Origin of the sequence: Pseudoalteromonas umbrosa, from assembly GCF_030125375.1 — a bacterium.
In the GTDB taxonomy this organism is placed as follows: domain Bacteria; phylum Pseudomonadota; class Gammaproteobacteria; order Enterobacterales; family Alteromonadaceae; genus Pseudoalteromonas; species Pseudoalteromonas umbrosa.
Genome location: NZ_JASJUU010000001.1, coordinates 151,760 through 173,101 on the forward strand (window position 1 = coordinate 151,760; position 21,342 = coordinate 173,101).

Annotated in this window: 21 protein-coding genes; 10 read left to right on the forward strand and 11 right to left on the reverse strand. The window is 39.0% G+C overall.

Annotated features, from left to right (window positions below; all coding sequences use genetic code 11):
• Window positions 1-257 precede the first annotated feature (257 nt).
• From QNM16_RS00740 to QNM16_RS00750, 3 genes are all read left to right on the forward strand, one after another.
• A complete protein-coding gene (locus QNM16_RS00740) occupies window positions 258-698 on the forward strand; it encodes a hypothetical protein (RefSeq protein WP_284018687.1) in 441 nt (146 codons plus the stop codon).
• 110 nt (window positions 699-808) lie between these two features.
• The gene (locus QNM16_RS00745) at window positions 809-1,333 is read left to right on the forward strand and encodes a hypothetical protein (protein WP_284018688.1); all 525 of its coding nucleotides are present in this window, start codon (window positions 809-811) and stop codon (window positions 1,331-1,333) included.
• 420 nt (window positions 1,334-1,753) lie between these two features.
• On the forward strand, window positions 1,754-2,878 hold the full coding sequence (locus tag QNM16_RS00750; protein WP_284018689.1) for a serine hydrolase domain-containing protein: 1,125 nt from the start codon (window positions 1,754-1,756) through the stop codon (window positions 2,876-2,878).
• 128 nt (window positions 2,879-3,006) lie between these two features.
• Here QNM16_RS00750 and QNM16_RS00755 read toward each other — a convergent pair whose 3' ends face one another.
• Window positions 3,007-3,789: a ferredoxin reductase domain-containing protein gene (locus QNM16_RS00755; RefSeq protein WP_284018690.1), complete on the reverse strand. Its 783-nt coding sequence runs from the start codon at window positions 3,787-3,789 to the stop codon at window positions 3,007-3,009.
• Window positions 3,790-3,906: 117 nt separating this feature from the next.
• Here QNM16_RS00755 and QNM16_RS00760 point away from each other — a divergent pair, with 117 nt between their 5' ends.
• From QNM16_RS00760 to QNM16_RS00785, 6 genes are all read left to right on the forward strand, one after another.
• A complete protein-coding gene (locus QNM16_RS00760; RefSeq protein ID WP_284018691.1) occupies window positions 3,907-4,815 on the forward strand; it encodes a LysR family transcriptional regulator in 909 nt (302 codons plus the stop codon).
• 468 nt (window positions 4,816-5,283) lie between these two features.
• A complete protein-coding gene (locus tag QNM16_RS00765) occupies window positions 5,284-6,270 on the forward strand; it encodes a DUF1852 domain-containing protein (RefSeq protein ID WP_284018692.1) in 987 nt (328 codons plus the stop codon).
• A gap of 24 nt (window positions 6,271-6,294) precedes the next feature.
• Complete coding sequence (locus QNM16_RS00770) at window positions 6,295-7,323, forward strand: methionine synthase (protein ID WP_284018693.1); 1,029 nt, start codon at window positions 6,295-6,297, stop codon at window positions 7,321-7,323.
• A gap of 88 nt (window positions 7,324-7,411) precedes the next feature.
• Window positions 7,412-8,236: a sulfite exporter TauE/SafE family protein gene (locus QNM16_RS00775; RefSeq protein ID WP_417709103.1), complete on the forward strand. Its 825-nt coding sequence runs from the start codon at window positions 7,412-7,414 to the stop codon at window positions 8,234-8,236.
• Window positions 8,237-8,658: 422 nt separating this feature from the next.
• The gene (locus QNM16_RS00780; RefSeq protein WP_284018694.1) at window positions 8,659-9,858 is read left to right on the forward strand and encodes a DUF642 domain-containing protein; all 1,200 of its coding nucleotides are present in this window, start codon (window positions 8,659-8,661) and stop codon (window positions 9,856-9,858) included.
• Between the two features lie 344 nt (window positions 9,859-10,202).
• Window positions 10,203-11,744 carry a mannan-binding protein gene (locus QNM16_RS00785; RefSeq protein WP_284018695.1) on the forward strand — a complete coding sequence of 514 codons (1,542 nt, stop codon included), beginning with the start codon at window positions 10,203-10,205 and terminating at the stop codon, window positions 11,742-11,744.
• A gap of 108 nt (window positions 11,745-11,852) precedes the next feature.
• On the opposite strand, the gene QNM16_RS00790 is transcribed toward QNM16_RS00785, so the two are convergent.
• Window positions 11,853-13,304, reverse strand: a complete 1,452-nt coding sequence (locus QNM16_RS00790) for a glycosyl hydrolase family 18 protein (RefSeq protein WP_284018696.1) — start codon at window positions 13,302-13,304, stop codon at window positions 11,853-11,855.
• 790 nt (window positions 13,305-14,094) lie between these two features.
• Window positions 14,095-14,715 (reverse strand): hypothetical protein, encoded by a 621-nt coding sequence (locus QNM16_RS00795; protein ID WP_284018697.1) that lies wholly within the window; start codon window positions 14,713-14,715, stop codon window positions 14,095-14,097.
• Between the two features lie 127 nt (window positions 14,716-14,842).
• Here QNM16_RS00795 and QNM16_RS00800 point away from each other — a divergent pair, with 127 nt between their 5' ends.
• The gene (locus QNM16_RS00800; protein ID WP_284018698.1) at window positions 14,843-14,977 is read left to right on the forward strand and encodes a hypothetical protein; all 135 of its coding nucleotides are present in this window, start codon (window positions 14,843-14,845) and stop codon (window positions 14,975-14,977) included.
• Between the two features lie 216 nt (window positions 14,978-15,193).
• On the opposite strand, the gene QNM16_RS00805 is transcribed toward QNM16_RS00800, so the two are convergent.
• From QNM16_RS00805 to QNM16_RS00840, 8 genes are all read right to left on the reverse strand, one after another.
• Window positions 15,194-15,976: a hypothetical protein gene (locus QNM16_RS00805; RefSeq protein WP_284018699.1), complete on the reverse strand. Its 783-nt coding sequence runs from the start codon at window positions 15,974-15,976 to the stop codon at window positions 15,194-15,196.
• Between the two features lie 306 nt (window positions 15,977-16,282).
• Complete coding sequence (locus QNM16_RS00810) at window positions 16,283-16,954, reverse strand: EAL domain-containing protein (protein ID WP_284018700.1); 672 nt, start codon at window positions 16,952-16,954, stop codon at window positions 16,283-16,285.
• 193 nt (window positions 16,955-17,147) lie between these two features.
• The gene (locus QNM16_RS00815; protein WP_284018701.1) at window positions 17,148-17,852 is read right to left on the reverse strand and encodes a chitinase; all 705 of its coding nucleotides are present in this window, start codon (window positions 17,850-17,852) and stop codon (window positions 17,148-17,150) included.
• A 344-nt stretch (window positions 17,853-18,196) separates the two neighbouring features.
• Window positions 18,197-18,442 carry a hypothetical protein gene (locus QNM16_RS00820; protein WP_284018702.1) on the reverse strand — a complete coding sequence of 82 codons (246 nt, stop codon included), beginning with the start codon at window positions 18,440-18,442 and terminating at the stop codon, window positions 18,197-18,199.
• Between the two features lie 219 nt (window positions 18,443-18,661).
• Window positions 18,662-19,282: a hypothetical protein gene (locus tag QNM16_RS00825; RefSeq protein WP_284018703.1), complete on the reverse strand. Its 621-nt coding sequence runs from the start codon at window positions 19,280-19,282 to the stop codon at window positions 18,662-18,664.
• A gap of 45 nt (window positions 19,283-19,327) precedes the next feature.
• Complete coding sequence (locus QNM16_RS00830; protein ID WP_284018704.1) at window positions 19,328-19,831, reverse strand: hypothetical protein; 504 nt, start codon at window positions 19,829-19,831, stop codon at window positions 19,328-19,330.
• A 250-nt stretch (window positions 19,832-20,081) separates the two neighbouring features.
• On the reverse strand, window positions 20,082-20,702 hold the full coding sequence (locus QNM16_RS00835; RefSeq protein WP_284018705.1) for a hypothetical protein: 621 nt from the start codon (window positions 20,700-20,702) through the stop codon (window positions 20,082-20,084).
• A 15-nt stretch (window positions 20,703-20,717) separates the two neighbouring features.
• Window positions 20,718-21,338 carry a hypothetical protein gene (locus QNM16_RS00840; RefSeq protein WP_284018706.1) on the reverse strand — a complete coding sequence of 207 codons (621 nt, stop codon included), beginning with the start codon at window positions 21,336-21,338 and terminating at the stop codon, window positions 20,718-20,720.
• Window positions 21,339-21,342: the final 4 nt, after the last annotated feature.

Sequence of the window (21,342 nt, forward strand, 5' to 3'; positions counted from 1 at the left end):
AAATTCAGTGTTGAGTGCACCCCAACTCCCGCGGTTATGCGGCAATCAGCGCACTTTGATAATTTGCAATTTTGTTGCATTTAATTGAATTGTTGTTATGGTTGATAGTAATATAGTGCGTATATATTTAGTCGTTGTTATGTGACGTTTATCGCAGAAATAATGTTATTTCGCATCAACTTAATGTTGTATTACTAGAAGGAAGCGCAGCTTTGAGAATACTTCTTGCTCTATTAGTCCTTTTTTTACAAGGCTGTATGAGTACTGAAATAGTACCAAAAGGCCCTGTGTTTAATTACTCAGAAGGCACATCGAATAGCAAGGCCAACCTATATTTTTACCAATTCAATATGCCCGGAGTGAACTCATGTTTGCTAGTTGGAATCGATGGTAAGTATAAAGGGTGTATCGGGTACCCTGGTTATGCCAAAGTAAGTGTTGATCCAGGTAACAAAAAAGTTTCTTTTACACCCAATGCACCGATCAAAATTTCAAACTTGGATTTTAGTTATGACTTTGAAGCTGGCCAAGATTACTTTTTTGTTTACCAGCCGGTGAGTGAAAAATCAGCTGACGATGTTGAAATTAAAACTCAATATAACATGATTTTAGACATTTCATATGGCTGGTATTTAGTAGATAAAGAGCAAGCAATTGTTGAGTTACAACATTTGAGAGCTTGGCACAAGGCAATATAATAAACGGCTAAGCCAAAGGAACCAAAAAGCATTTTGGTGCTCCTTTGTGACTAATTTTAGTCTGCTAATTTGCGCAGGTTAAGCGTGGCGTTATATTACGAGGAGGAATTTTGCATATAATCTATATTGCATTGATGTTTTTTAGCTATTTCAGTGAAGCGCAACAACCAGCTCCACTCGCTTCATGTCTGTCTTATGAAGTGAGTAGAATTGATAAAGATATTGGCAAGCTTATATTAAAGAATGTGTTTGCACCGCAACTATTTGAGAGCTTGGATAAGCATTTTCCTGATCAAGATATTGATTGGTCTGCTTGGACTGTGAATGTCGATGAATATATAGGTGAAGATGGTGAAGAAAAAACGAAACTCAAAGGTTGTTTTGACATCACTGAAGTTGTTGATAACAATGAGTTGATTTCTTCAATTATGCGCGTTTCTATGACTAGATTTCAAGCGGCCATGAAATTTTATTCAAAACCAAACAATGAACAAATTCCACAAAGCAAAATAGAATCAATGCTTGATCGTTATGAAGACTTGCTTAAAAACCCAAAATTTAAACAAACCATGAAAGATGCATTGGAACATAACAATCAAGTTCAGCCGGCGCTAAACAGCGGCTCGGCAAATTAGGGTGCTATATGCTACTGAGATGATTGATTAACCTGTTTATTCAAATAATTGTGGCTATCCTTTTCTTCTGCATGATAGTCGTTCGAACTTAGGTTCTATTTAAACAAACAATAAAGCACTATTTATCATTCACTCTCACAAAATGATGGTAGCTATAATTATTCATTCATGAGTGATGGTAAAACAAGAATAGAAATTTGTGATTATAGTTAGCAAAAGTAATTTGCTAGGTTGCAGCCAATAAGCACCTAACAGTTTAATGATTCAGCTATTTGGTATAGCTTGGGATCGCATATGGGCTTTATTAAAAAATATGTTTATTACTTGCTCTGGTGGCTACACTAAATTCATCCAGCCTTTAAACCTTTTAATCAATATTATCGTCTAAAGAATAATTTTAGTGATTTTATAAGGAAAATAATGAGCCGATTAATAAATCAAACTATATCATCGGTATTGGCTATTTCATTAATGACAGTGTTGGCTTCTTGCAAAAGTCATGATGCAACTAATTTTGAATCTAATACGAAAAATGAGCTCATAGAATTTATTGATGGAAATGCTGGGCAAGTTGTTTCAATTTCGGTTGTAGATTCAGAAAATACTTACCAATATCATTTAGGGACGTTAAGGAATGGCGATAAGCCTAACAACCAAACAATATACGAAATTGGCTCGTTAACCAAAACTTATACCGGTTTAGTTGTTGCTAAGGCTATTCACGACGGGAAAGTTGAGCTTGATAAAGATATCCGCCATTACTTTAAAAATAACGAATATAAAAACTTAGAGCTGTCCAATCAGTATATAACTTTACGACACCTTTTGACGCATACCAGTGGTCTGCCTAGCAATTTTGCTGCCAGTCGCGAAGATATTGAGCAAGGTAGATATTTTGAAAAAATATCAAAATATTCTAGAGATGACTATTTTGATGATCTTAAAAAAGTAAAACTGAATTCAACACCAGGCGAGGACTATCTATATTCAAGCGTCGGTACCAATTTAGCTGGATATATTCTGGAATCTGTTTACCAAAAACCTTTTGAATTACTGGTTTCTGAATTGATCACAAGCAAGTCTGGAGAGCGTGGTACAAAATTCAGGCGTACAAACTTGGAAGTAAGCGAAGTGACAGTCGGATCAGATGGGAATGGCAATCAGATGCCCTTGGCGAGTCCATATTGGTTTGCTGGTGGAGGATTAACTTCAAACGTTGAGTCTGTTACGCGCTATATTCGACATCAATTTTCTTCAGAGCCTGAGGTGGCTATTTCCCATCAACTTTTAGAGGAGAGTTGGACGGGTCATGGCAAGGCATTTTATTGGTATACAGCTAAAGATGATTCAAATGAGCTAATGCTCTATCAAAGTGGCGGCTCAATGGGCACATCTAGTTGGCTGGTCATTTATCCGAAGAAAAAAATTGGTATTTTCATTGTAACTAATGTTGCAGAGGAAAATACTCAACCAAAGTTAGAAGCGATTTCAAATAAGGTTTTTGATTATTTAATTGAATATAAAAAGGCGTTAAAGTCGGGTTAGTAACCGTTGGCTCGACTCTGCTTTGCTGCGTATGTTAGCTACCAATTTTTTATCGCTTCAAGTTACCGCCAAAAATATATTTGGCGGCGACCTAAAAGGGCATTTATCTTTAAATTATCTGAATAGCTTTAGGTTTCTTGCGTTTTGGCTCTAGGTGAAAATTCAAAAACGTCTGAATAGCAATTTCGCTCTTCTAAGCCTAAATCATTGAGCTGGTCAATTGTGCCATAAACCATTTTTGGTGAGCCACATAAATAAGCATGTGTCTCTTTAAGGTTGGTATGGTCCTGCTGTATGACTTCGTAGAGAAAGCCTGTTCTTCCTGTCCAACCAGACTGAGCCGACTCTAAAATTGTATGGAAATTCACGTTTTTATGCGTAGTCGCCCAATTATGAAACTGTTCTAAAAGAAAAAAGTCATCGCTATGACGATTAGACCAGTAAATATCGATATTCGCATCAGGATTTCGACGCAAAATATCTTCCGTAATACACTTAATTTTGGATATGCCAGAGCCCGCGGCGACAAACAAATGAGGCTGTTCAAGGTTCGTTTGTAAAAATGCGTTGCCCATGGCGAGCATGATCTTGACTGGCTGGTTATTGGCTTTAGCAGCAAACAAGCAGTCAACCACTTTGCCTGAAAAGTCACTCGCAACTTGGATAATTAAGCACACTTTATTGGGTTTATCAGCATCTAAACTGCTAGAAATCGTATATGAAAGCCACAATGGTTGGCCATCATTATTAACATCCAATTCGAGCTTCAAATATTGCCCAGACTTATAGTTCAGTACTGTTCCCTCTGGGGCTAACAGCTCAATTTCAAAGGTATGTTTATTGAGTGATTCGATCTTGGTTACACACACCTCATAATGTGCGGCGGGGGGCGTTTTAACTTCATTTTTCATTTTATAAACTTACACTTAATCGTATGGATTATTTAATTGATGCTAGTTTAGGTGAGTTTATCGATGAGAGAAAATGATATATTATAAACAATCTATTAATTTTACTCATAATTAAAAATGTTAGAACGCATCCACCTTCGTATCATTCATGCTGTCCATCAGCAAGGATCTCTCACTGCTGCGGCAAAAGAGCTCTGTGTAACACAATCGGCATTAAGCCATACAATGCGCAAACTGGAAGACAACCTAGGTACTGCCGTTTGGGTACGGGACGGAAGAAGCTTAAGACTAACACAAGCAGGCCACTATCTACTTAATATTGCAAGCCGTGCGCTTCCGCTATTATGCGGTGCTGAAGAAAGACTTAAACAAATCGCTATGGGCGAGCGCGGGACATTGCGGATCGGTATGGAATGCCACCCTTGCTATCAATGGCTGTTAAAAGTGGTATCACCTTTTTTAGAGACTTGGCCGGGTGTTGACGTGGATGTTAAACAAAAATTCCAATTTGGCGGAGTAGGGGCTTTACTAGATTATGAAATAGATTTGCTGGTAACACCTGATCCCTATTTTAAAAGTGGCTTAGTCTTTGAGCCAGTATTTGATTATGAGCAAGTGCTTGTCGTTCCTAAAGATCATAAATTAACGGCTAAAAAATTTGCTCAGGCTGAAGATCTCAGGGACCAAGTGTTGTTTACCTACCCAGTATCAAAAGATCGCCTTGATATTTACACGCAGTTTCTCAATCCAGATCAAGTGATCCCTAAGCAACACAAAACGGTCGAAACCACCGACATCATGTTGCAAATGGTTGCATGTGGTCGAGGTGTTGCAGCATTACCCCGTTGGTTGGCAGAAGAGTACAGCACAAAACTACCATTGTCGGTTGTACGTTTAGGTAAAAACGGCATCGCGAAGCAGATTTATTTAGGGACTCGAGAAGGAGATAGTAATATTGATTATCTCAGCGCCTTTATCAAAATGGCACAGTGTTACAAGCATCCGGTGGCAGTTAGCCCAGAGTAAATCAACAGCCATTAGCACTTCCTAATGGCTAAAGTTATTTTTTAATTTGCCTACAAAAATAAAATGCACAAGAAAGTTATAGCATTCGTTTTACCTATTTTAAATAAATGATAAATGGCCTAAACGCGGCGTTTTTCTGTTCGCTTAGGCTGCGACCCATCACCCAGTAAACAGTTTTCAGTGACAACACGCTACTTCGAAATACTGCTTTAAAAATACATCAACTAATCAACGCTATTTGCTCATAAAATAGCATCTATAAACATGGAATTAATTACCATCTTAGTTTGTGCCACACAGTAATTAACAATTCTTTCGCATTCTTGTATTCGAATCATTAACACAACACTATGAGCAAAACTCATAGAATCATAAAATTAAATCAATATTAATCATGAGTCATTCATCATAGAATGGCTTCAAGACATTCAGGTCAGATTTAATTTTAAGCTAAGGACCCACAATATTATGAGCAGCGATTTCACCTATTCAATTAAGACTATTCGATTTGATGAGCATTATTCACCTTCAAACGATACGCGCCTTACTACAAACTTTGCTAATTTGGCGCGTGGTGAAGTACGTCAGGAAAACCTTCGTAAAGCAATTAACATGATTAATAACTGCTTTAACAGTCTGGCAAATTGGGATAACCCTAAAAAAGACCGTTACTCAGTTGAAATTGATATTGTGCATGTTGATATTGACGTTGAGGGCAATGGTGAAACCTTCCCTACTATCGAAGTATTAAAGACGTACATCGTTGATCATCACACAAACAGACGTATCGAAGGTATTGTGGGTAATAACTTCTCATCTTATGTCCGTGACTACGACTTTAGCGTGCTACTGCGCAAACACAATGAAGGAAAAGATCATTTCTCTGTGCCGGATAACTATGGTGAATTGCACGGTAAAATGTTCCAAGACTTCATTAGTTCAAGTGCTTATAAAGAAAACTTCAGCAAGCCTCCAGTGATTTGTTTAAGTGTATCAGACAACAAAACTTATCACCGTACAAGTAATACACATCCGATTTTAGGTGTTGAATATACACCGAATGAATCATCACTGACAGAGCAGTATTTTAAAACAATGGGCATGGAAGTGCGTTACTTTATGCCTGAAAACAGTGTTGCTCCTTATGCATTCTTTTTCTTCGGTGACTTACTAAATGATTACAGCACACTGGAGCTGATCAGCACGCTGAGCACGATGGAAACATTCCAGAAGATTTATCGCCCAGAAATTTATAACGCTAATTCTACGGCTGGTGAAACTTATAAGCCAAGCCTGAAAAACTTAGATTGCTCTCTAACACAAGTGGTTTACGACCGAGAAGAGCGTGCCCGCCTTGCGATTGAGCAAGGTAAATGGTGTGAAGATAACTTCATTCAGCGACACCAGTCAACACTGGAAAAGTGGGCTGCTAACTTTGTTCAGCCGTCATTCTGATTTTAAGGTATAGACGTATTAATTATGAAAAAATTATTCCCAACTTCTACCGCGGGCAGTCTGCCAAAACCGTCTTGGTTGGCACAACCTGAACAGCTTTGGTCACCTTGGAAACTAGAAGGCGAAGAGCTGATTGCTGGTAAAAAAGACGCATTGAGAGTGACATTGCAAGAACAAGACCGTGCGGGTATTGAAATTGTGAGTGACGGCGAACAAACTCGCCAGCACTTTGTCACCACATTCATCGAAAATCTGAGCGGTGTTGATTTTGAAAACAAAAAGACAGTTAGAATTCGTGATCGCTACGACGCCAGTGTACCGGGCATTATTGGTCCAGTAAGTCGTCAAAAACCGGTATTTGTTGATGATGCGAAGTTTTTGCGTTCGCAAACAAATCAGCCAATCAAATGGGCGCTACCAGGGCCGATGACCATGGTCGATACGCTTTATGATGATTATTATCAAGATCGTAAAACTCTTGCGTTTGAATTTGCTAAAGCATTGAATGAAGAAGCAAAAGAGTTAGAAGCTGCTGGCGTTAATATTATTCAGTTTGACGAACCTGCGTTCAATGTGTTCCTTGATGAAGTGAACGAATGGGGCATTGAAGCACTTGAAATAGCAACCCAAGGGCTTAAGTGCGAAACCGCTGTACACATTTGCTATGGCTACGGCATCAAAGCAAATACCGATTGGAAGAAAACGCTAGGGAATGAGTGGCGCCACTATGAAAGAACATTCCCTGCTATTCAGCAATCTAGTATCGATATTATTTCTTTAGAATGTCATAACGGTCGAGTGCCGCTTGAAGTGTTGTCACTTCTGAAAGGGAAGAAGGTGATGGTTGGCGCTATTGATGTGGCTACCAATGACATCGAAACGCCTGAAGAAGTCGCTGATACGATTCGCGAAGCACTTAAATATGTTGATGCCGACAAGCTTTATCCTTGTACTAACTGTGGTATGGCACCGCTATCACGAGAAGTGGCGAGAGGTAAACTACAGGCTTTAGCCGCTGGGGCAGAAATAGTAAGAAAAGAGCTCTCTGCATAATTTCTTCGTTTGTCTCTTACATAACCAACAAATGGGTTTTCCGTTTGTTGGTTTTATTTATTTTAATTAAACGTTGTTGATTTACACTATGATAGAGTTTTTAAGCAATAATATTTCAACACTCATCGCACTGGTTGCAACAGGAGCATTTGCGGGGATTTTGGCGGGCTTGCTGGGGGTAGGCGGCGGTATTGTTATCGTGCCGGTGCTATTTTTTGTTTTCCAAGGCTTTGGCGTATCGCCTGAATCAGCCATGGTCATTGCAACCGCAACCTCGTTAGCGACGATCATTCCAACTTCTATTAGCTCAATTCGATCGCACAATCAGAAAGGCAATGTCGATTTTGATCTGTTAAAGCGCTGGGCTGTGTTTATCTTTATCGGTGTTTTGGTAGGAAGTTGGTTGGTAACACGCGTCAATGGTACTTGGTTGACTGGATTATTTGGTATTATCGCGACCTTGTCTGCTCTGAATATGCTGTTTCGTTCAGGCAAGTCAGCTTTATTTCAATCCCTGCCCGGTAAAGCTGGACAAGCGACAATGGGTACCTCAATTGGATTATTCAGTTCAATGGTAGGCATTGGAGGGGGGACTATTTCTGTTCCATTACTCACGCTATATAACTACCCAGCTCATAAAGCGGTGGGGACAGCTGCTGCCATCGGGTTAATTATCTCTTTGCCAGGCGCTGCGACCATGCTCATTTTAGGCCAATCACCTGCTGATGCACCTATCGGTACGTTTGGGCTTGTTAACCTCGTTGCGTTCCTATGCATTGTGCCTTTAACTGTGCTGTTTGCGCCAGTTGGTGCATCACTTGCAGCTAAATTAGACGCAGTAAAACTTAAGAAAGTATTTTCTATTGTGTTGCTTATCACTGGCATACGTATGTTATTACAATTATTTCTGTAGGGCCTTGCTGGCACCAAAGTTAACCTTCAAGAGTATGGAAAATCAAACTACAAGATCTGACTCTTTTATCTGCTAGGTTTTCTCGATAGGTCAGCGACTGTAAAGTCGCTGATCTATTTTTAGTCCCCCAATATTTATTCAGTTTTAAATATCAAAACCTTCAACATTCGCTGGACCAGTGCACTTTTTTGCAAGTGAGAAAGCGTTTAAAAAGCTGCAGACAATACTTTGCTTTTTTTGGCAAGCACCAGATTGATAAACACCTCTTTCAGTTTAGGCATCATTTGTGCAACTTGATAATAAGTGAAGATATCAACCTAGCTTTAACTGAACTTTATTTATGACTTTAAAGTTCTGAATTTAATAGATAAGTTTACTTTCAGTTGTGTTTCAAACGTAGCTAAAAATTGGAGAACTACTTTATGAAATTATCTCTTTTTGCAATATCTACGCTTTTTGCTTCGCACATTGCAAATGCAGGCAATTTAGTAACAAACGGGTCGTTTGAGCAGGATGTCGTGAAGTCAAAATGGACATTACTCGATTCGGTGACAGGGTGGCAACGTGAAGGAGCGAGATTTGAAATTCAAACATCTCGCCTTGGTATCATTAGTGCTCAAGATGGTACCCAATATATTGAGCTCGACTCGACGGCTAATCACAGTGTATTTCAATCGCTAGCGACTGAAGCCGGTAAAACATATGAAGTGTCATTTCATTACTCGCCGCGAGTTAAAGGGAATAGTCAGACAAACAAAGTGGACGTTAAGTGGAATGGTACAACTGTATTAAATTTAAACGCGACGCAAAGAGGCTGGCAATCTTTCACCTTGTCTGTAGAGGCGACTTCAAGTAGTTCAGAGATCCGTTTCACTGGCACTGGCACAAATGATAGTCTAGGGGGCTTTATTGACGACGTCGCTGTAACTGAAAAGCAAGCTTGCCACACGGGTATTTTTGGTATTAATAACTATGGTTCAGCCCAAACGGGATATGTCTATAAGTTTGACTTAGAGACAAACACTTATAGTGTTGTAGCCGGTGCCCAAAATACGGCGTCAAATATTGCTAGTCACAATGGCAAACTGTATTTTATGGAGCAGCTAGACTCAGGCACAAAAGCGTCAAAGCTTTGGTCATTAGATTTAGAAACTGGTTTGCAGATTGCTGAGGTTGATGCTAAATCTTGGCCGATTTATCGTTCTACCGTCACAGCCAATGGGCAAACTTTGCGTGCCACAAGCAAAACGTACATGTATGACTACAACTTACAAACGGGCGAAAAAACCGTATTAGGCAAGATGCGTTACTCAGGCGACACTTTCTCTCATGGTGACATAGCATATTCTGCTGACAACAACACTCTTTACGTATTAACGGGTAAATCTTTGTATACAATCGATGATGGTTCAATGGCGCTAACTTGGATAGGAGATCATGGGATTAATTGGGCATCTGGTTTAGCTATTTCAGATGACGGTACATTGTATGTGTCGGGAAGAGTTTCAGGTGAAAACGCAAAAATTTATAGCGTTAATCCTCAAACAGCAGTTGCTACCTTTGTTATGGATGCGCCAGAGCATATTAATGATTTAACGTTTGTAGACAACTACTGCAATTAATAGTTTGCGGTTAAAAATATAGATGAGGTTTTTATACCAAGAAGATATTTTGAATATATCGAAATAGACTCGCGTTAGCATTCCTTTATAATAAAACCCCATCATGTATTAAGAGCTGGTACTAGGCCACGCTCTTAATACATTGCTAATACATCCAAGTTAGTTTCATTTTTTGCCTAATTGTCCTTTTTCACCAATCAAATCAAAACCGTAACTTAATGTAATTACGTGTAATACCTTTTTCATTCCATCGGTGCAAATCTTATAAGTGCTACAAACCGTCAGATACACATCATTATGGAATGTTCATAGTTGGCCAAGCCACTAGAAATTGGGATATTGAAATGAAAACACCGTCTAAAAAATTAATGTTCACAAGCGTTATCGTGCTATCAATTTTGCAGCTTACAGCATGCTATAATTCGGCAAACACGAGAACAGACACGACTGCTTCAGCAAATGCTTATGTTCAGAGTGTGCCTGCAAACACTTACGATTGCCAAGTAGACCCGAATTGGATCACGAGCCCCTCGTTTCCACAGGAAGTTAAAAAGAGTGGACCTGATGGTTCATCAAACTTTTGTGACTTTTATCAGTTTTCGACGCAAGCCTATTTGTACTTGATGTCGCCATCTTCTGAAAACCCGGCGCTGAGAAATTTTCAGGTTGATGCCAACTATCCGTTGCTTGAATTTAACGATGACGCCCTCAATACGCCAGCCAACTCTTGTGACAATTTAAAAAGCCCGAAAAGCTTGAGAACGTCGCTACAAAAGTCATCGATTTCTACTGGCCAAGCGGGAGGCGGTGCTTCGATTTACGCACAAGATGGCAATGTTGTGTATTACGACGTGAGATTTAATAAATCACTGTGTGACTTGTCTGCCAGTGCTGTGGAGCTGGGCAAAAAGGGGATTATCAATTTTCCATCCGGTACTACAGAACTCAAGTTTGCTTGGAAAGTACTGAGTGAGCATGAAAAAAACTCGAATAGCTTTGTTACCCAACAGCAAATGATTGATGGTCAGCCACAAACACTGGGATTGCTTGGGATGCATATTGCAGTCGCGACAGAGGACCATCCTGAATTCGTTTGGGCAACTTATGAGTACAAAGCGAACTCTCCGACATGTGATGCGCAAGGTGAGCAGGCTATGCCATGGCTATTCGCCGAAAAGACTTGTACAGCCAATTTACCAGACAGTTTAAACAGTGATCCTGATACGTGTAAATTCAACCAACCAGAGTTAAAGAATGGGCCTGCGACAGGAGCACCTACGAATATTTGTGTGGTTTATCCATATGGAACGGCTTCAGGTGACCACAAAGCGGGAGAAAATTTAGCTAATATCGTGTCACAGAACGGGCATTTGTATGAGGCACTTTCATCGACAAACGCTTCTCCTGATATGCAGAGGTTAAACAATTACTTCAATGTGGGTGCTATCTGGGTGAGTGATACTGCGAAAAGTTCTGGTGGCATAGGTGTCCCTAATGAACGCGGATCTTTACGATTGGCAAATAGTGTCGCTGAAACTGATTTTCAACATGTTAATTTGAACAATGAGTTTTCCAGTAACTGCTTTGGCTGTCATGAGTATTCAGGGACAGGGCAAAAGATGAGTAATAACATTACCAGCCAAAAACTGAGCCATAGCTTTATCGACATTGTAACAGGCCAAGGAAAAGCGGCAGATGTGAATGCAATTAGCCAAATTACGTCAAATGATTTTGCGGCACTCATTTGTGGTGGCGATCCATCGCAAAAAGACAAGGCAAAGCGTAAGGGCACGTGTAAAAATGCCAGAAGCTACCTTAAGTGGAATGGGGACTGGACGAATATCAATACATCGGCAGGCTCTGTGTGTGGCTGTGAAGTTGAGTAAAGCACGGGTTTATTAGTCTAATTTGTAAGGCGAGTAGAGGTGCGGTAAACATTCTCGTACTCGCCTTTTTTTATACAAATACGAGCCGTTAAAGTTTTCTATTAGAGGTTACTGGCACGCACTGATAAATTGCCATACCTGCCAGCGGCCTGAATATTGTGCAGGGTGTTGATTACTTGAATACCACTTGGCCTCGTATAAACGATTGTCCACTTGTACTTGATCGCCTCTGAGATAGACATCTTCGGCGCGCCAATTTGCAACTCCTTGGCACACACCATCTCCTGGATTGGAGTTTCCTAACCATTTGTTTCCGATACCGTAATTCATCGCGCTGAGAATATCGCCATTGTCTTGGGCGTACTCCCAAGCAAATATACCTCCTAAATTACTGGTTACTGCGTATTGGGCTTTTTTAATTACACTGGCAGGGTGGTCAAAGCCGACGAAGGCGGCATCACTTTCTCTCCAAGCATAGTGACAATCACAGTCTGCATCGTAACGGATAGTAAAGCCATTGATCCCTTGACCGTTTTGGCCGATGACTTCATTGACTACGCGTGTGTAAGTGCCCACCCCCTCTTCATCCCATGGCTGAACCGCTTTAGGAAATAGCCCTGTTGCTTGCCCGCCAATATGCGTACCTGAGGCACTTAAACTGACACCGTCAAACCCTCGTGCATATTTGGCCACACCGACAACCAGTTTGTTGGCAGGGACACTTTTATTGAGCAGGTTTTGCACCCCTTGCATGACCCCATGAGCGGCGATGTTTTCACTGTGTGCATCTAAAGAGGTATGGTGGCCAATGTTACTTTTAGACCAGCCGCCAAAAAAGTCGTATGTCATTAAAAAGATGTAGTCAAGATAAGGTGCTGCACGTTCGTAATCTATGTTCCGGACATTATTTGCATGAGTACCTATAGCACTGGTGATCGAGTACTTTCTGCCAAGTTCTACTTCTAAGGCATCGAAGGCTGCTCTTAAGTCTTGCATTAAATCGGCATAGTGACCGCCTTCTGCTGGTGTATTTGGCCATTCCCAATCTATATCAATGCCATCAAAAGCACGGTGTGCACGCAGATAATCGACAACAGACTGAACAAAGACTTGCCTCGCTTGTGGATCTTTCGCCATAGGGGGAAACGTATCTGATCCGCCCCAGCCACCGACGGAAGGTAGGATTTTGAGGTGAGGGTATTTTTGCTTTAACTGTAAAAATTTGGGTGCAAATTGCTTATCTACAGTAGTACCGTCCTCTGCGAGGACATAGTCGGGTTTATTGGCACATACCGTGGCGTCATTTGGGAGTTGTCCTGGCCCGCATGCCCTTAAAAATGCGTATAAAATATGGGTTAAATTATCGCCAGGGACGTTATCAATTGAGCTTGGATCTGACCAATTGGCAATGTAGGTACCAACCACTTTGTTGCTTGTTTGCTTAAATGGCTGGTGGGTACCAGTAAATTCTTGATACTGATCTTGTGCAAAAGAAAAATGAGTTACAGACATTAATATTAGGCCAAGTAACCCAGCGCTATTAAATTTATATACTTTCATAAGTATCCCTTTACATGTTTGTCGAGCAAAAGCGTTGTTAAAGCGCTTATGCTGAATCGTTGCGTATTCAAAATGCCGACATTAAAGCTTTTGGATATCAGCTTTTTGAGAATATTTTATACTTTTTAGTTTGCCAAGTTGAACTATGGTCGAATAAATTATTCAATAAAGGGACAGTGTTATTCCTGTGAGTGTATATCGAGCATGCATGATGTCTTCAATGTCATGCCTAAGCTTAAGTAACATGTTTCATCAGTTTTGCTGAGATGTGCTTTTTATAGGCCATCTATGTAATGTTTTACATAATGAAATTAATTCTATAATAATATTTTCGAGTTAAATGTGAATATAACTCTAGAGGCTTGAACGATAGAATTGATAGTAAATTAGCTCAGGCTACGTTTTTTAAAGGCATCGACGAGCGCCCAAAGTGTGGTAAGCGTTATGTTTTAAAAAGTACTAAGTTAAGTTATAAATCTAAAAGCTTAGAATCCCAGTATGGAAGGAAATATTGATTGGCTTTTGAGTAAGGTTATAGTTTTTATATGCTTTAAATCAGGCTGAAAGCAATTGCTGTTAAACAGAGTCAAGTTGCTAAAGCTCATAATTGAGCTTTAGCTGTAATTAAGGAGACATGATAGATAAAACTAGGCTCTTAAAGCATAATAGCGACCTAATGTCGGCAGCACATTTACATTTAATTACGATAAACTGCTTGGTTAAATATTCTTAGTTTCTAGTCATTATGTCTGCTTTGCTTGGTAAAATTACTATGGGTAAATGCGTTATATTATTCTTGGTGTTCAATTTTAAAGCTATATCCTTCTTCAGCATTACCGTTAAGTGAAACTGTTGCTTTACTAACACCTTCTAAATCTTGCTCAAAAAAGCTGTCAGTATTTAACACTGCAGAACTAAGTAATTGGCTTTCTTCGATTTCAGAAGCAACACCCCAATAGAGCTTAGGCTTAAGAACAAAGGTTGCTTTTTGGCCAAAGCCTACGATTTTCTTTTCCATCATCAGCTTGCCATCTTTATATAGTTGAGCACTGATACCGTTAGGTACATTGACATCGTTGTTTACATCAATGGATTTAGTATCTGATGCATTGCCATTGGCTGCAAGCACTACGCCTGTATCGTCCTTGCTTACTGTATATCGCTTACCAATAATAGACTCTAGCTTTTGCGTTTTGTTTTGACCACTTTGCCAAGTTGCGCCAACGCTGGTGTCTACTGGGAATACAAATGTGCTAGATGACGCACGGCCAATATCAGGTATAACACGCCAAGCAACACCTTCTTTCAAAGCATCAAAAGTAGGAGTTTCATTTTTAGTGAAAACAAAAACTTTAGGTAGATCTTTGTTCATAGATTTATTGATATAAGTGATTTCAATATTTGAAGACATAATATTTCCTTGTTGTGTTGGAAGTGTTTAAATATTAGATTTTCGATTAGCCTGACTATTATTTTTATCGTCGGCTTTAACTCTGCTGAAATAAGTGCGTTATTGAATTCTTGCCTTCGAGGAATATATGAATTCGGCAATTATGATATTACTTGAACAGACATTACTGCAGTCTGGTGTTCTGCAAGAAACGATGGGGAGTGAAGTTAAGCTTTTTGATAGATTATCTTGTGGTGCCAATGATGAGCTAAGTACGAGGTGAGTACACATATTTATTCCGTTCGATTATCTATGGTGTTTTGATAGCTTAAAAGAACGACAAAAGTAATTACATTACATAGACATTACGCGGTACTGAGCGCTTTAAGAATAACTTATAAATATTTATGACTTTTTGGGTTGTCATGTTGGCTTAACGATAATTTAGACAACATGACATTCAATGGATGAAGGCTGGCAATATGCCTAAAAAGGCTTTTTAATATAAATGTTTAAGCTCTGTTGGTACTTTAGAGGTTATATTGGCGATACGCTCAGCTTTTGCATCTATACCAACGAAGGTAGTTGTATCATTACCTGGTACGCACAGCGTTGTAGTAATAGGGCCTGTTGTTTGATTTGCTTGCGTAAAGTTAACGCTAGCAATGCTAGATGAGGTTGTATTGAGTACCGCTAAATTCATACAGCCTGCCATCATAGGAAACTTGACGCCGGTTTGATAGGTGCTCGCTGGCACACGCGCAATTTCAAATCCCGCATTGTTAGCATTTTTGGTTGTTTGCATGCTTGCTCTGCCGTAATTGCTGACTTGCAAAGACGAACGACCGTATACGTTCAATGTTGAAGACGGCTTCTCATTATTTATATAGTAAAAGTGTACGTTACTTGATGGAATTAAAACAGTTGAGCTTGTCTCTTGTGGATTAACATACATCCAGCTAGAGATCTGTTGAATAGACCCGTTAATTGACGCTCTGCCCCAGTGAATGTTTGAAAGTGTGACTGCGCCGTTCATATTTTCGATTGTACAAGAATCTTGATGATACAAGATAATGCATCGACCGCCATTAGTTTGATATTGATAGTCTAGCAATATGTCAAATGTGAATGCATTTTGCCCCATGATTGGCATAGGTACAGAGTGCGTTACGCCATCAGTTGTAGCGGCTAACTTGAATGTAATATCTTGCTTTGCATATGCGCTTAGGCTAAAAGCCACGCTAGCTAGAGTTAAACTCGTTAGCGTTTTTCTTATTTTCATTTTTTTCCTTAAAGTATTTTAGGCTGTAATAATTATATTCTGGAATGCTTTGTGGCTCGATTAACAATCCCTAATTTGGGAAGTAAGATGTTATGTTTCTAAGTTGTTTTTTTTAAGTTAAACTCTTGTGTGGTCCGGTCTGTTTTACAGTTTAGGTTTACAGTGTATTTGAGTAAGCTTACTCTCACGTGAGTAGATAGAGTGCGCAAACCATCTATGGCTTTGGGTTGATGTTATATCAGGAGGGCGTCACTGTTGGGTGTGGAGTCCAGCGCATTAGTTGTATTTTAAATTATTTCCCTGTAGCTATCTGATTTGTTCTGGCAGGCCAAAATAGTAGCCTTGTAAGTAATCAGAAGATATATTGGAGAGCGTATCGTACATTTCTTTATTTTCAATTCCTTCTGCGATAACTTCTATATTTAATTCATGGCAAAGTTGAATTAATTTAGCCAGTGGAGCAGGTTCTTTTTCCATACTATATCGATGTACCATGTTTCCATCTAGTTTTATATAATCAGGCTTTAGCTCAAAAACATTATAAAAATTTGAGTTTTTATTACCAAAATCATCGACAGCGAATCGGCAGTTGAACTTTTTTAATAGTAATATCCTCTCTATAACTTCCTGACTTTGGTTCAGAAGTTCATGTTCTGTTATTTCAATAACAACATTATTTAATATTGTTTCTTTTTCATCTAGAGAAATTAAAAATCTTAGTGTACCTTCAGATAAGAGCTGTGGAATTGTGAAATTTATAAACAATAACTGTTCAGAGTTTCTAATTAAGCCTAGCTTGTCCTTAGTGAATATCGCTTTTAGTAGTTCAAATGATAGCTCTGCATATAATTCAGGGTGTAGGTTAAATATGGTAACAGGAATGCCATGAAACATCCTAAGTAGTACTTCAAAGCCGATTATTTCATTGTTGGCTGTTGATAAAATTGGCATTCTAACAAGCTGGATGTCTTTATCCATAAATTTAAATTCCTATTATTACAGTATGATACGCAAAGTTTGTTGGCTTTTATTTAAAGTTTCAGATATGTATAACTTTATATATGCTTTGACTGGGACGGCAAGTAATTACTATTAATCAAAGTAAAATGACTAAAGCTCAAAAGTGAGCTTTAGTTGTCACTAGGCATATATGATCAGACTTAGGAGAAAACTACTTTTTGAAAGCGCAATAACTCCCTAATGTCGGGGGAACATTTGCATTTAGCTGAGTTGCGAAATGTTTGTAAAACCCAATTCGATTTTCAAGTTGTCGGTTCATTCCTTTTCCGCACTCAACACCACCGTTAATGATGTTAATTGTTTCACCAAAAAGATCACCATCATAAGCAGAAGGATTCCCAACCATAACCTCATGGCATGAGGGTTTAGGTGGTTGTGGTGTCATCCAAAACCAAATAGCGGTTTGCCATGCTAGTATTGGCTCTTGTACAACTAGGCTTGGTTCCTTTAATAAGACAGATGCGTCGCCAAAAATTGCTTCGCTAGCTTGCCCGTAGTTATAGTTCCATGATAGCTGTATTGCACCACGCCCTTGATAAGTTTGACCTGGTTCAGGTTTGAAACGGCTGTTTTGATCAGTGTATTGAGTACAATTGCCTGTTTCGCATCCAACCTCTTGAGCAAAGTGTAATCCCCAAGCGTATGGCCCTCCCGGCGCTGTAGGCCAACCGCCGGTCGTTTCGTGAGAAACATTTGCTAAAAATGCGATAAGCTCGTTTAATCGCGTATCATCTGTTCCTTCATTGAGAAATTCTGGATATTTAGAGGCTGCTTCAACTAGAGCCTGATAAGTAAAAATGTCATTTCGATTAGGAAATAGTTTGTTGTATTGTATTTCTGATATAGGAAATGCCATATGTCTTTTCCTTAACGCATTAGAGTGTTATTTATTGGGAGATTATATTCAACTAGTTTGACTTTTAATTCATCATGCAAAGCTCAGTGAAAAAGTTATATATCTTTACCCAATGTGAATAGATTACGACTCTCCTCAGAGGTTGATTATAAGTAATCATGCTGAAAATTTATAAAATTTAGCAGTTTTTAATTAACGTAATAATACGTGGGAGGAGAGTGCATAGATTGATTGTTTCTAGTGTTAAAATTAGGTTTTATATTAATTTTAACTTTTTATATTTTAACAAACGAAATTTCGCACTTTAATTAGACTAACGGTAGCGAATTTATACCTTTTGTTAATTACGCGAGTTCAACTTTGTATTTAGATGGACCGTACACAGTTTTTACGATGCCACGGATTTTTTGCATTCCACCATCATGCACTCGATAGACAATTACATTATCATTTACAACAAAGTTTGGTTGACCAATTGGCGGCTCTTTAAGTGTGATGGTTACGTTACCAACTAACTGGTTATCACTAGGCTGTTCGATAGGCGTTCTATACTTATCTTGGTCATAGTTCGCAGCAGTGATTGTTGACATATTGTTTCTCCTATTTTCAAGTAGACTTTTTTCTTTCAATAAATAGTTTTTTTACCTAACTAAAATTCAGACAAAATTCGGCTAAGGACCAAGCAAAAATTTGCTATTACAAGTAGGTATTATTTTGATTGGCTATAAGCTGCTGTGTTAAGCATGCTAAGTTGTAGGGAATGATGTCTGTTTTTAATTGATATAGAGGTTATGGTTAAATACGCTTTATTATTCTTGGCTTTCAACTTTAAAGCTGTAACCTTCTTCGGCATTACCGTTTAGTGAAACGGTTGCTTTGCTCACTCCTTCTAAGTTTTGTTCAAAAAAGCTGTCAGTGTTTAATACAGCGGAATTAAGTAATTGGCTTTCTTCGATTTCAGAGGCAACACCCCAGTAGAGCTTAGGCTTGAGGACAAAAGTGGCTTTTTGACCAAAGCCTACGATTTTCTTTTCCATCATCAGCTTGCCATCTTTATATAGCTGAGCACTGATACCGTTTGGTACATTGACATCGTTGTTTACATCAATTGACTTAGTATCTGATGCATTACCATTGGCGGCAAGTACGACACCTGTATCGTCTTTACTCACGGTATACCGCTTACCAATAATTGACTCTAGCTTTTGCGTTTTGTTTTGACCATTTTGCCAAGTTGCACCAACGCTGGTGTCTACTGGGAATACAAATGTGCTAGATGATGCACGGCCAATATCAGGTATAACACGCCAAGCAACACCTTCTTTCAAGGCATCAAAAGTAGGAGTTTCATTTTTAGTGAAAACAAAAATTTTAGGTAGATCTTTGTTCATAGATTTATTGATATAAGTGATTTCAATATTTGAAGGCATAATATTTCCTTTTTGTGTTGAGTTGGGATATTGATAAATATAAGGTTATTGGTTAGTTTGGCTATTGTTTGTATCGCTAGGTTTTAACTCCACCGAAATAAGTTCGTTGTCAAACTTCTTGCCTTCGGGGAATGTATTTAACGCGGTAATCACGTTGGCGATGCCTGATACTGATTGGCCACTAAGTGGGTAGCTTTTGGTGTAAGACACCTTAGTATTAACATCGCTATCTAGCGTCAATGCGTCTGTTACTATTACTTCAAGCGTTAAATTGAAAGACTCCGAGACTGTCAGAGTGGATACATTATCTTTGACGTCTAGTTGAATAGGTTCGTTGCCATTACTAGCCTCAGTTTTAATCATTGAATCAATGGAGACTTTACCACCTTGGGGCATGGATTCTTTGGCTTCTTGTGCAACTTGCTCTAACTTAGATTTGATACTTTTTTGTAAATTGGCCTCTGAGCCTAGGCTTTCAGTTAATGATGCTTTAAAGCTATCAGGATCTGTTACTACATACTTAGAGCTGATCACGATTGAGTTACTCATTTGATGTTTCCTTAGGTTTTGTTGGAGTTTCTGTTTAAAGAGAGGGCGGGCTTTGCCACCTAATTGGGCTGCTTTTTTTTTATGGTATTAATGTCAGTTTGGCTCAGCTCTGCAAGTCCAGAGCTTATTTGTATATTTCCATTTTTGAGTAAACTGTAATACCAGACACCACTTTGGGGGCATAGCCGGTTAATTTGGCTGAGTTTAATGCCACATAATTCTAAGCTGTTCATGTAAATTGAAGCCAAGTTTATCTTTGTTCTTCAACTTGAAAGTAGTAACCCTCCTTCGCATTGCCATTGAGGGATACTAAGACATCAGATACGCCAGATAAGTCCAATTCAAACAGACTGTTAGTGTTTAAAACAGCGGACTTAGAGGTCAGTGATTTACCTTCTTTTATTTCAGACGCTAGGCCCCAGTAAAGTTTCTGGCTGGGCTTAAATAGGGCACTCTGTTTGTAACCAACATTCTTTTTCCCCATAATTAGCTTGCCATCATTATAAAGCTGGGCTAACACGCCATTATCTTCATGAATGTGATTGATTAGCTCAATACAACCTTGAGTAGCTGCATTACCAACCTTTTCTAGTATGATCCCCGTGCTGTTCTGCATTACAGCATATTGCCCTTCGAATTGAGCTGGTAAGGTCTTAGTTAAACTTTTACCTTTATCCCAACTTGCCCTAATGCTAAAACTAGAATTAAAGTTAAATTGTGATACAGAGCCACAACCTATCCCTTTTATGACTCGCCATGCAATGCCATCAGTAATCGTATCGATGGCAGACATTCCATTTTCAGCAGTGATAAAAATTTGAGGTAAATTGTAATTCATCGATCGGTTGATAAATTTGATTCGTGTCGTCATCTTTTGTCCTTTAAGTTACTCTTGTTCTTCAATTTTGAACATGTAGCCTTCTTTAGGGTTGCCATTCAAAGAGACTGTCGCGGCGGAGACACTGTCCAAGTTCTGTACAAAAAATGATTCTGAATCCAGAACCGCAGAGCTAATTGCTTCTGACTGTTCAATTTCAGATGCTATGCCCCAATATAGCTTTCGTTGTATTTTGAATGAGGCTTTTTGCCCATATGCGACTGTATTTTTCTTAACTAGGTTGTTACCGTTTTTACTAAGGTAAGCACTAACACCATTTTGTACTTTAATGTTGTTAGTGAGCTCTATTTCATCTTTTTTAAGTGCGTTACCGTTTTCAATTAACACAATACCAGAATTGTTTTCTGTTACGGTGTAACGTTTACCTACTGAGCAGTTAAGGGTTTTTGTTCGATTACAGTCATTATCCCAAGATGCGAAAACTTGTGTTTCGACAGGGTATTCGAATCGACAAATCGAGTCTTGACCAATATTTTCAATCACTTTCCAAGCAATCCCATGCTGTAAAGCGCTAAATGATGGGATTTCATTTGTTGCAAATACAAATATCTTTGGCAAATCTTTGTTTAGAGACCTATTTATATAGGTTATTTTTGTATCACAAAACATTTTA

Bases quoted from the DNA above. Each gene is read 5' to 3' on its own strand.
- QNM16_RS00790 (WP_284018696.1), bottom strand. From the start codon at position 13,304: ATGAAAGTATATAAATTTAATAGCGCTGGGTTACTTGGCCTAATATTA.
- QNM16_RS00815 (WP_284018701.1), bottom strand. From the start codon at position 17,852: ATGGCATTTCCTATATCAGAAATACAATACAACAAACTATTTCCTAAT.
- QNM16_RS00840 (WP_284018706.1), bottom strand. From the start codon at position 21,338: ATGTTTTGTGATACAAAAATAACCTATATAAATAGGTCTCTAAACAAA.
- QNM16_RS00805 (WP_284018699.1), bottom strand. From the start codon at position 15,976: ATGAAAATAAGAAAAACGCTAACGAGTTTAACTCTAGCTAGCGTGGCT.
- QNM16_RS00755 (WP_284018690.1), bottom strand. From the start codon at position 3,789: ATGAAAAATGAAGTTAAAACGCCCCCCGCCGCACATTATGAGGTGTGT.
- QNM16_RS00820 (WP_284018702.1), bottom strand. From the start codon at position 18,442: ATGTCAACAATCACTGCTGCGAACTATGACCAAGATAAGTATAGAACG.
- QNM16_RS00740 (WP_284018687.1), top strand. From the start codon at position 258: ATGAGTACTGAAATAGTACCAAAAGGCCCTGTGTTTAATTACTCAGAA.
- QNM16_RS00760 (WP_284018691.1), top strand. From the start codon at position 3,907: ATGTTAGAACGCATCCACCTTCGTATCATTCATGCTGTCCATCAGCAA.
- QNM16_RS00765 (WP_284018692.1), top strand. From the start codon at position 5,284: ATGAGCAGCGATTTCACCTATTCAATTAAGACTATTCGATTTGATGAG.
- QNM16_RS00785 (WP_284018695.1), top strand. From the start codon at position 10,203: ATGAAAACACCGTCTAAAAAATTAATGTTCACAAGCGTTATCGTGCTA.
- QNM16_RS00795 (WP_284018697.1), bottom strand. From the start codon at position 14,715: ATGTCTTCAAATATTGAAATCACTTATATCAATAAATCTATGAACAAA.
- QNM16_RS00770 (WP_284018693.1), top strand. From the start codon at position 6,295: ATGAAAAAATTATTCCCAACTTCTACCGCGGGCAGTCTGCCAAAACCG.
- QNM16_RS00775 (WP_417709103.1), top strand. From the start codon at position 7,412: ATGATAGAGTTTTTAAGCAATAATATTTCAACACTCATCGCACTGGTT.
- QNM16_RS00825 (WP_284018703.1), bottom strand. From the start codon at position 19,282: ATGCCTTCAAATATTGAAATCACTTATATCAATAAATCTATGAACAAA.
- QNM16_RS00780 (WP_284018694.1), top strand. From the start codon at position 8,659: ATGAAATTATCTCTTTTTGCAATATCTACGCTTTTTGCTTCGCACATT.
- QNM16_RS00800 (WP_284018698.1), top strand. From the start codon at position 14,843: ATGAATTCGGCAATTATGATATTACTTGAACAGACATTACTGCAGTCT.
- QNM16_RS00835 (WP_284018705.1), bottom strand. From the start codon at position 20,702: ATGACGACACGAATCAAATTTATCAACCGATCGATGAATTACAATTTA.
- QNM16_RS00750 (WP_284018689.1), top strand. From the start codon at position 1,754: ATGAGCCGATTAATAAATCAAACTATATCATCGGTATTGGCTATTTCA.
- QNM16_RS00810 (WP_284018700.1), bottom strand. From the start codon at position 16,954: ATGGATAAAGACATCCAGCTTGTTAGAATGCCAATTTTATCAACAGCC.
- QNM16_RS00830 (WP_284018704.1), bottom strand. From the start codon at position 19,831: ATGAGTAACTCAATCGTGATCAGCTCTAAGTATGTAGTAACAGATCCT.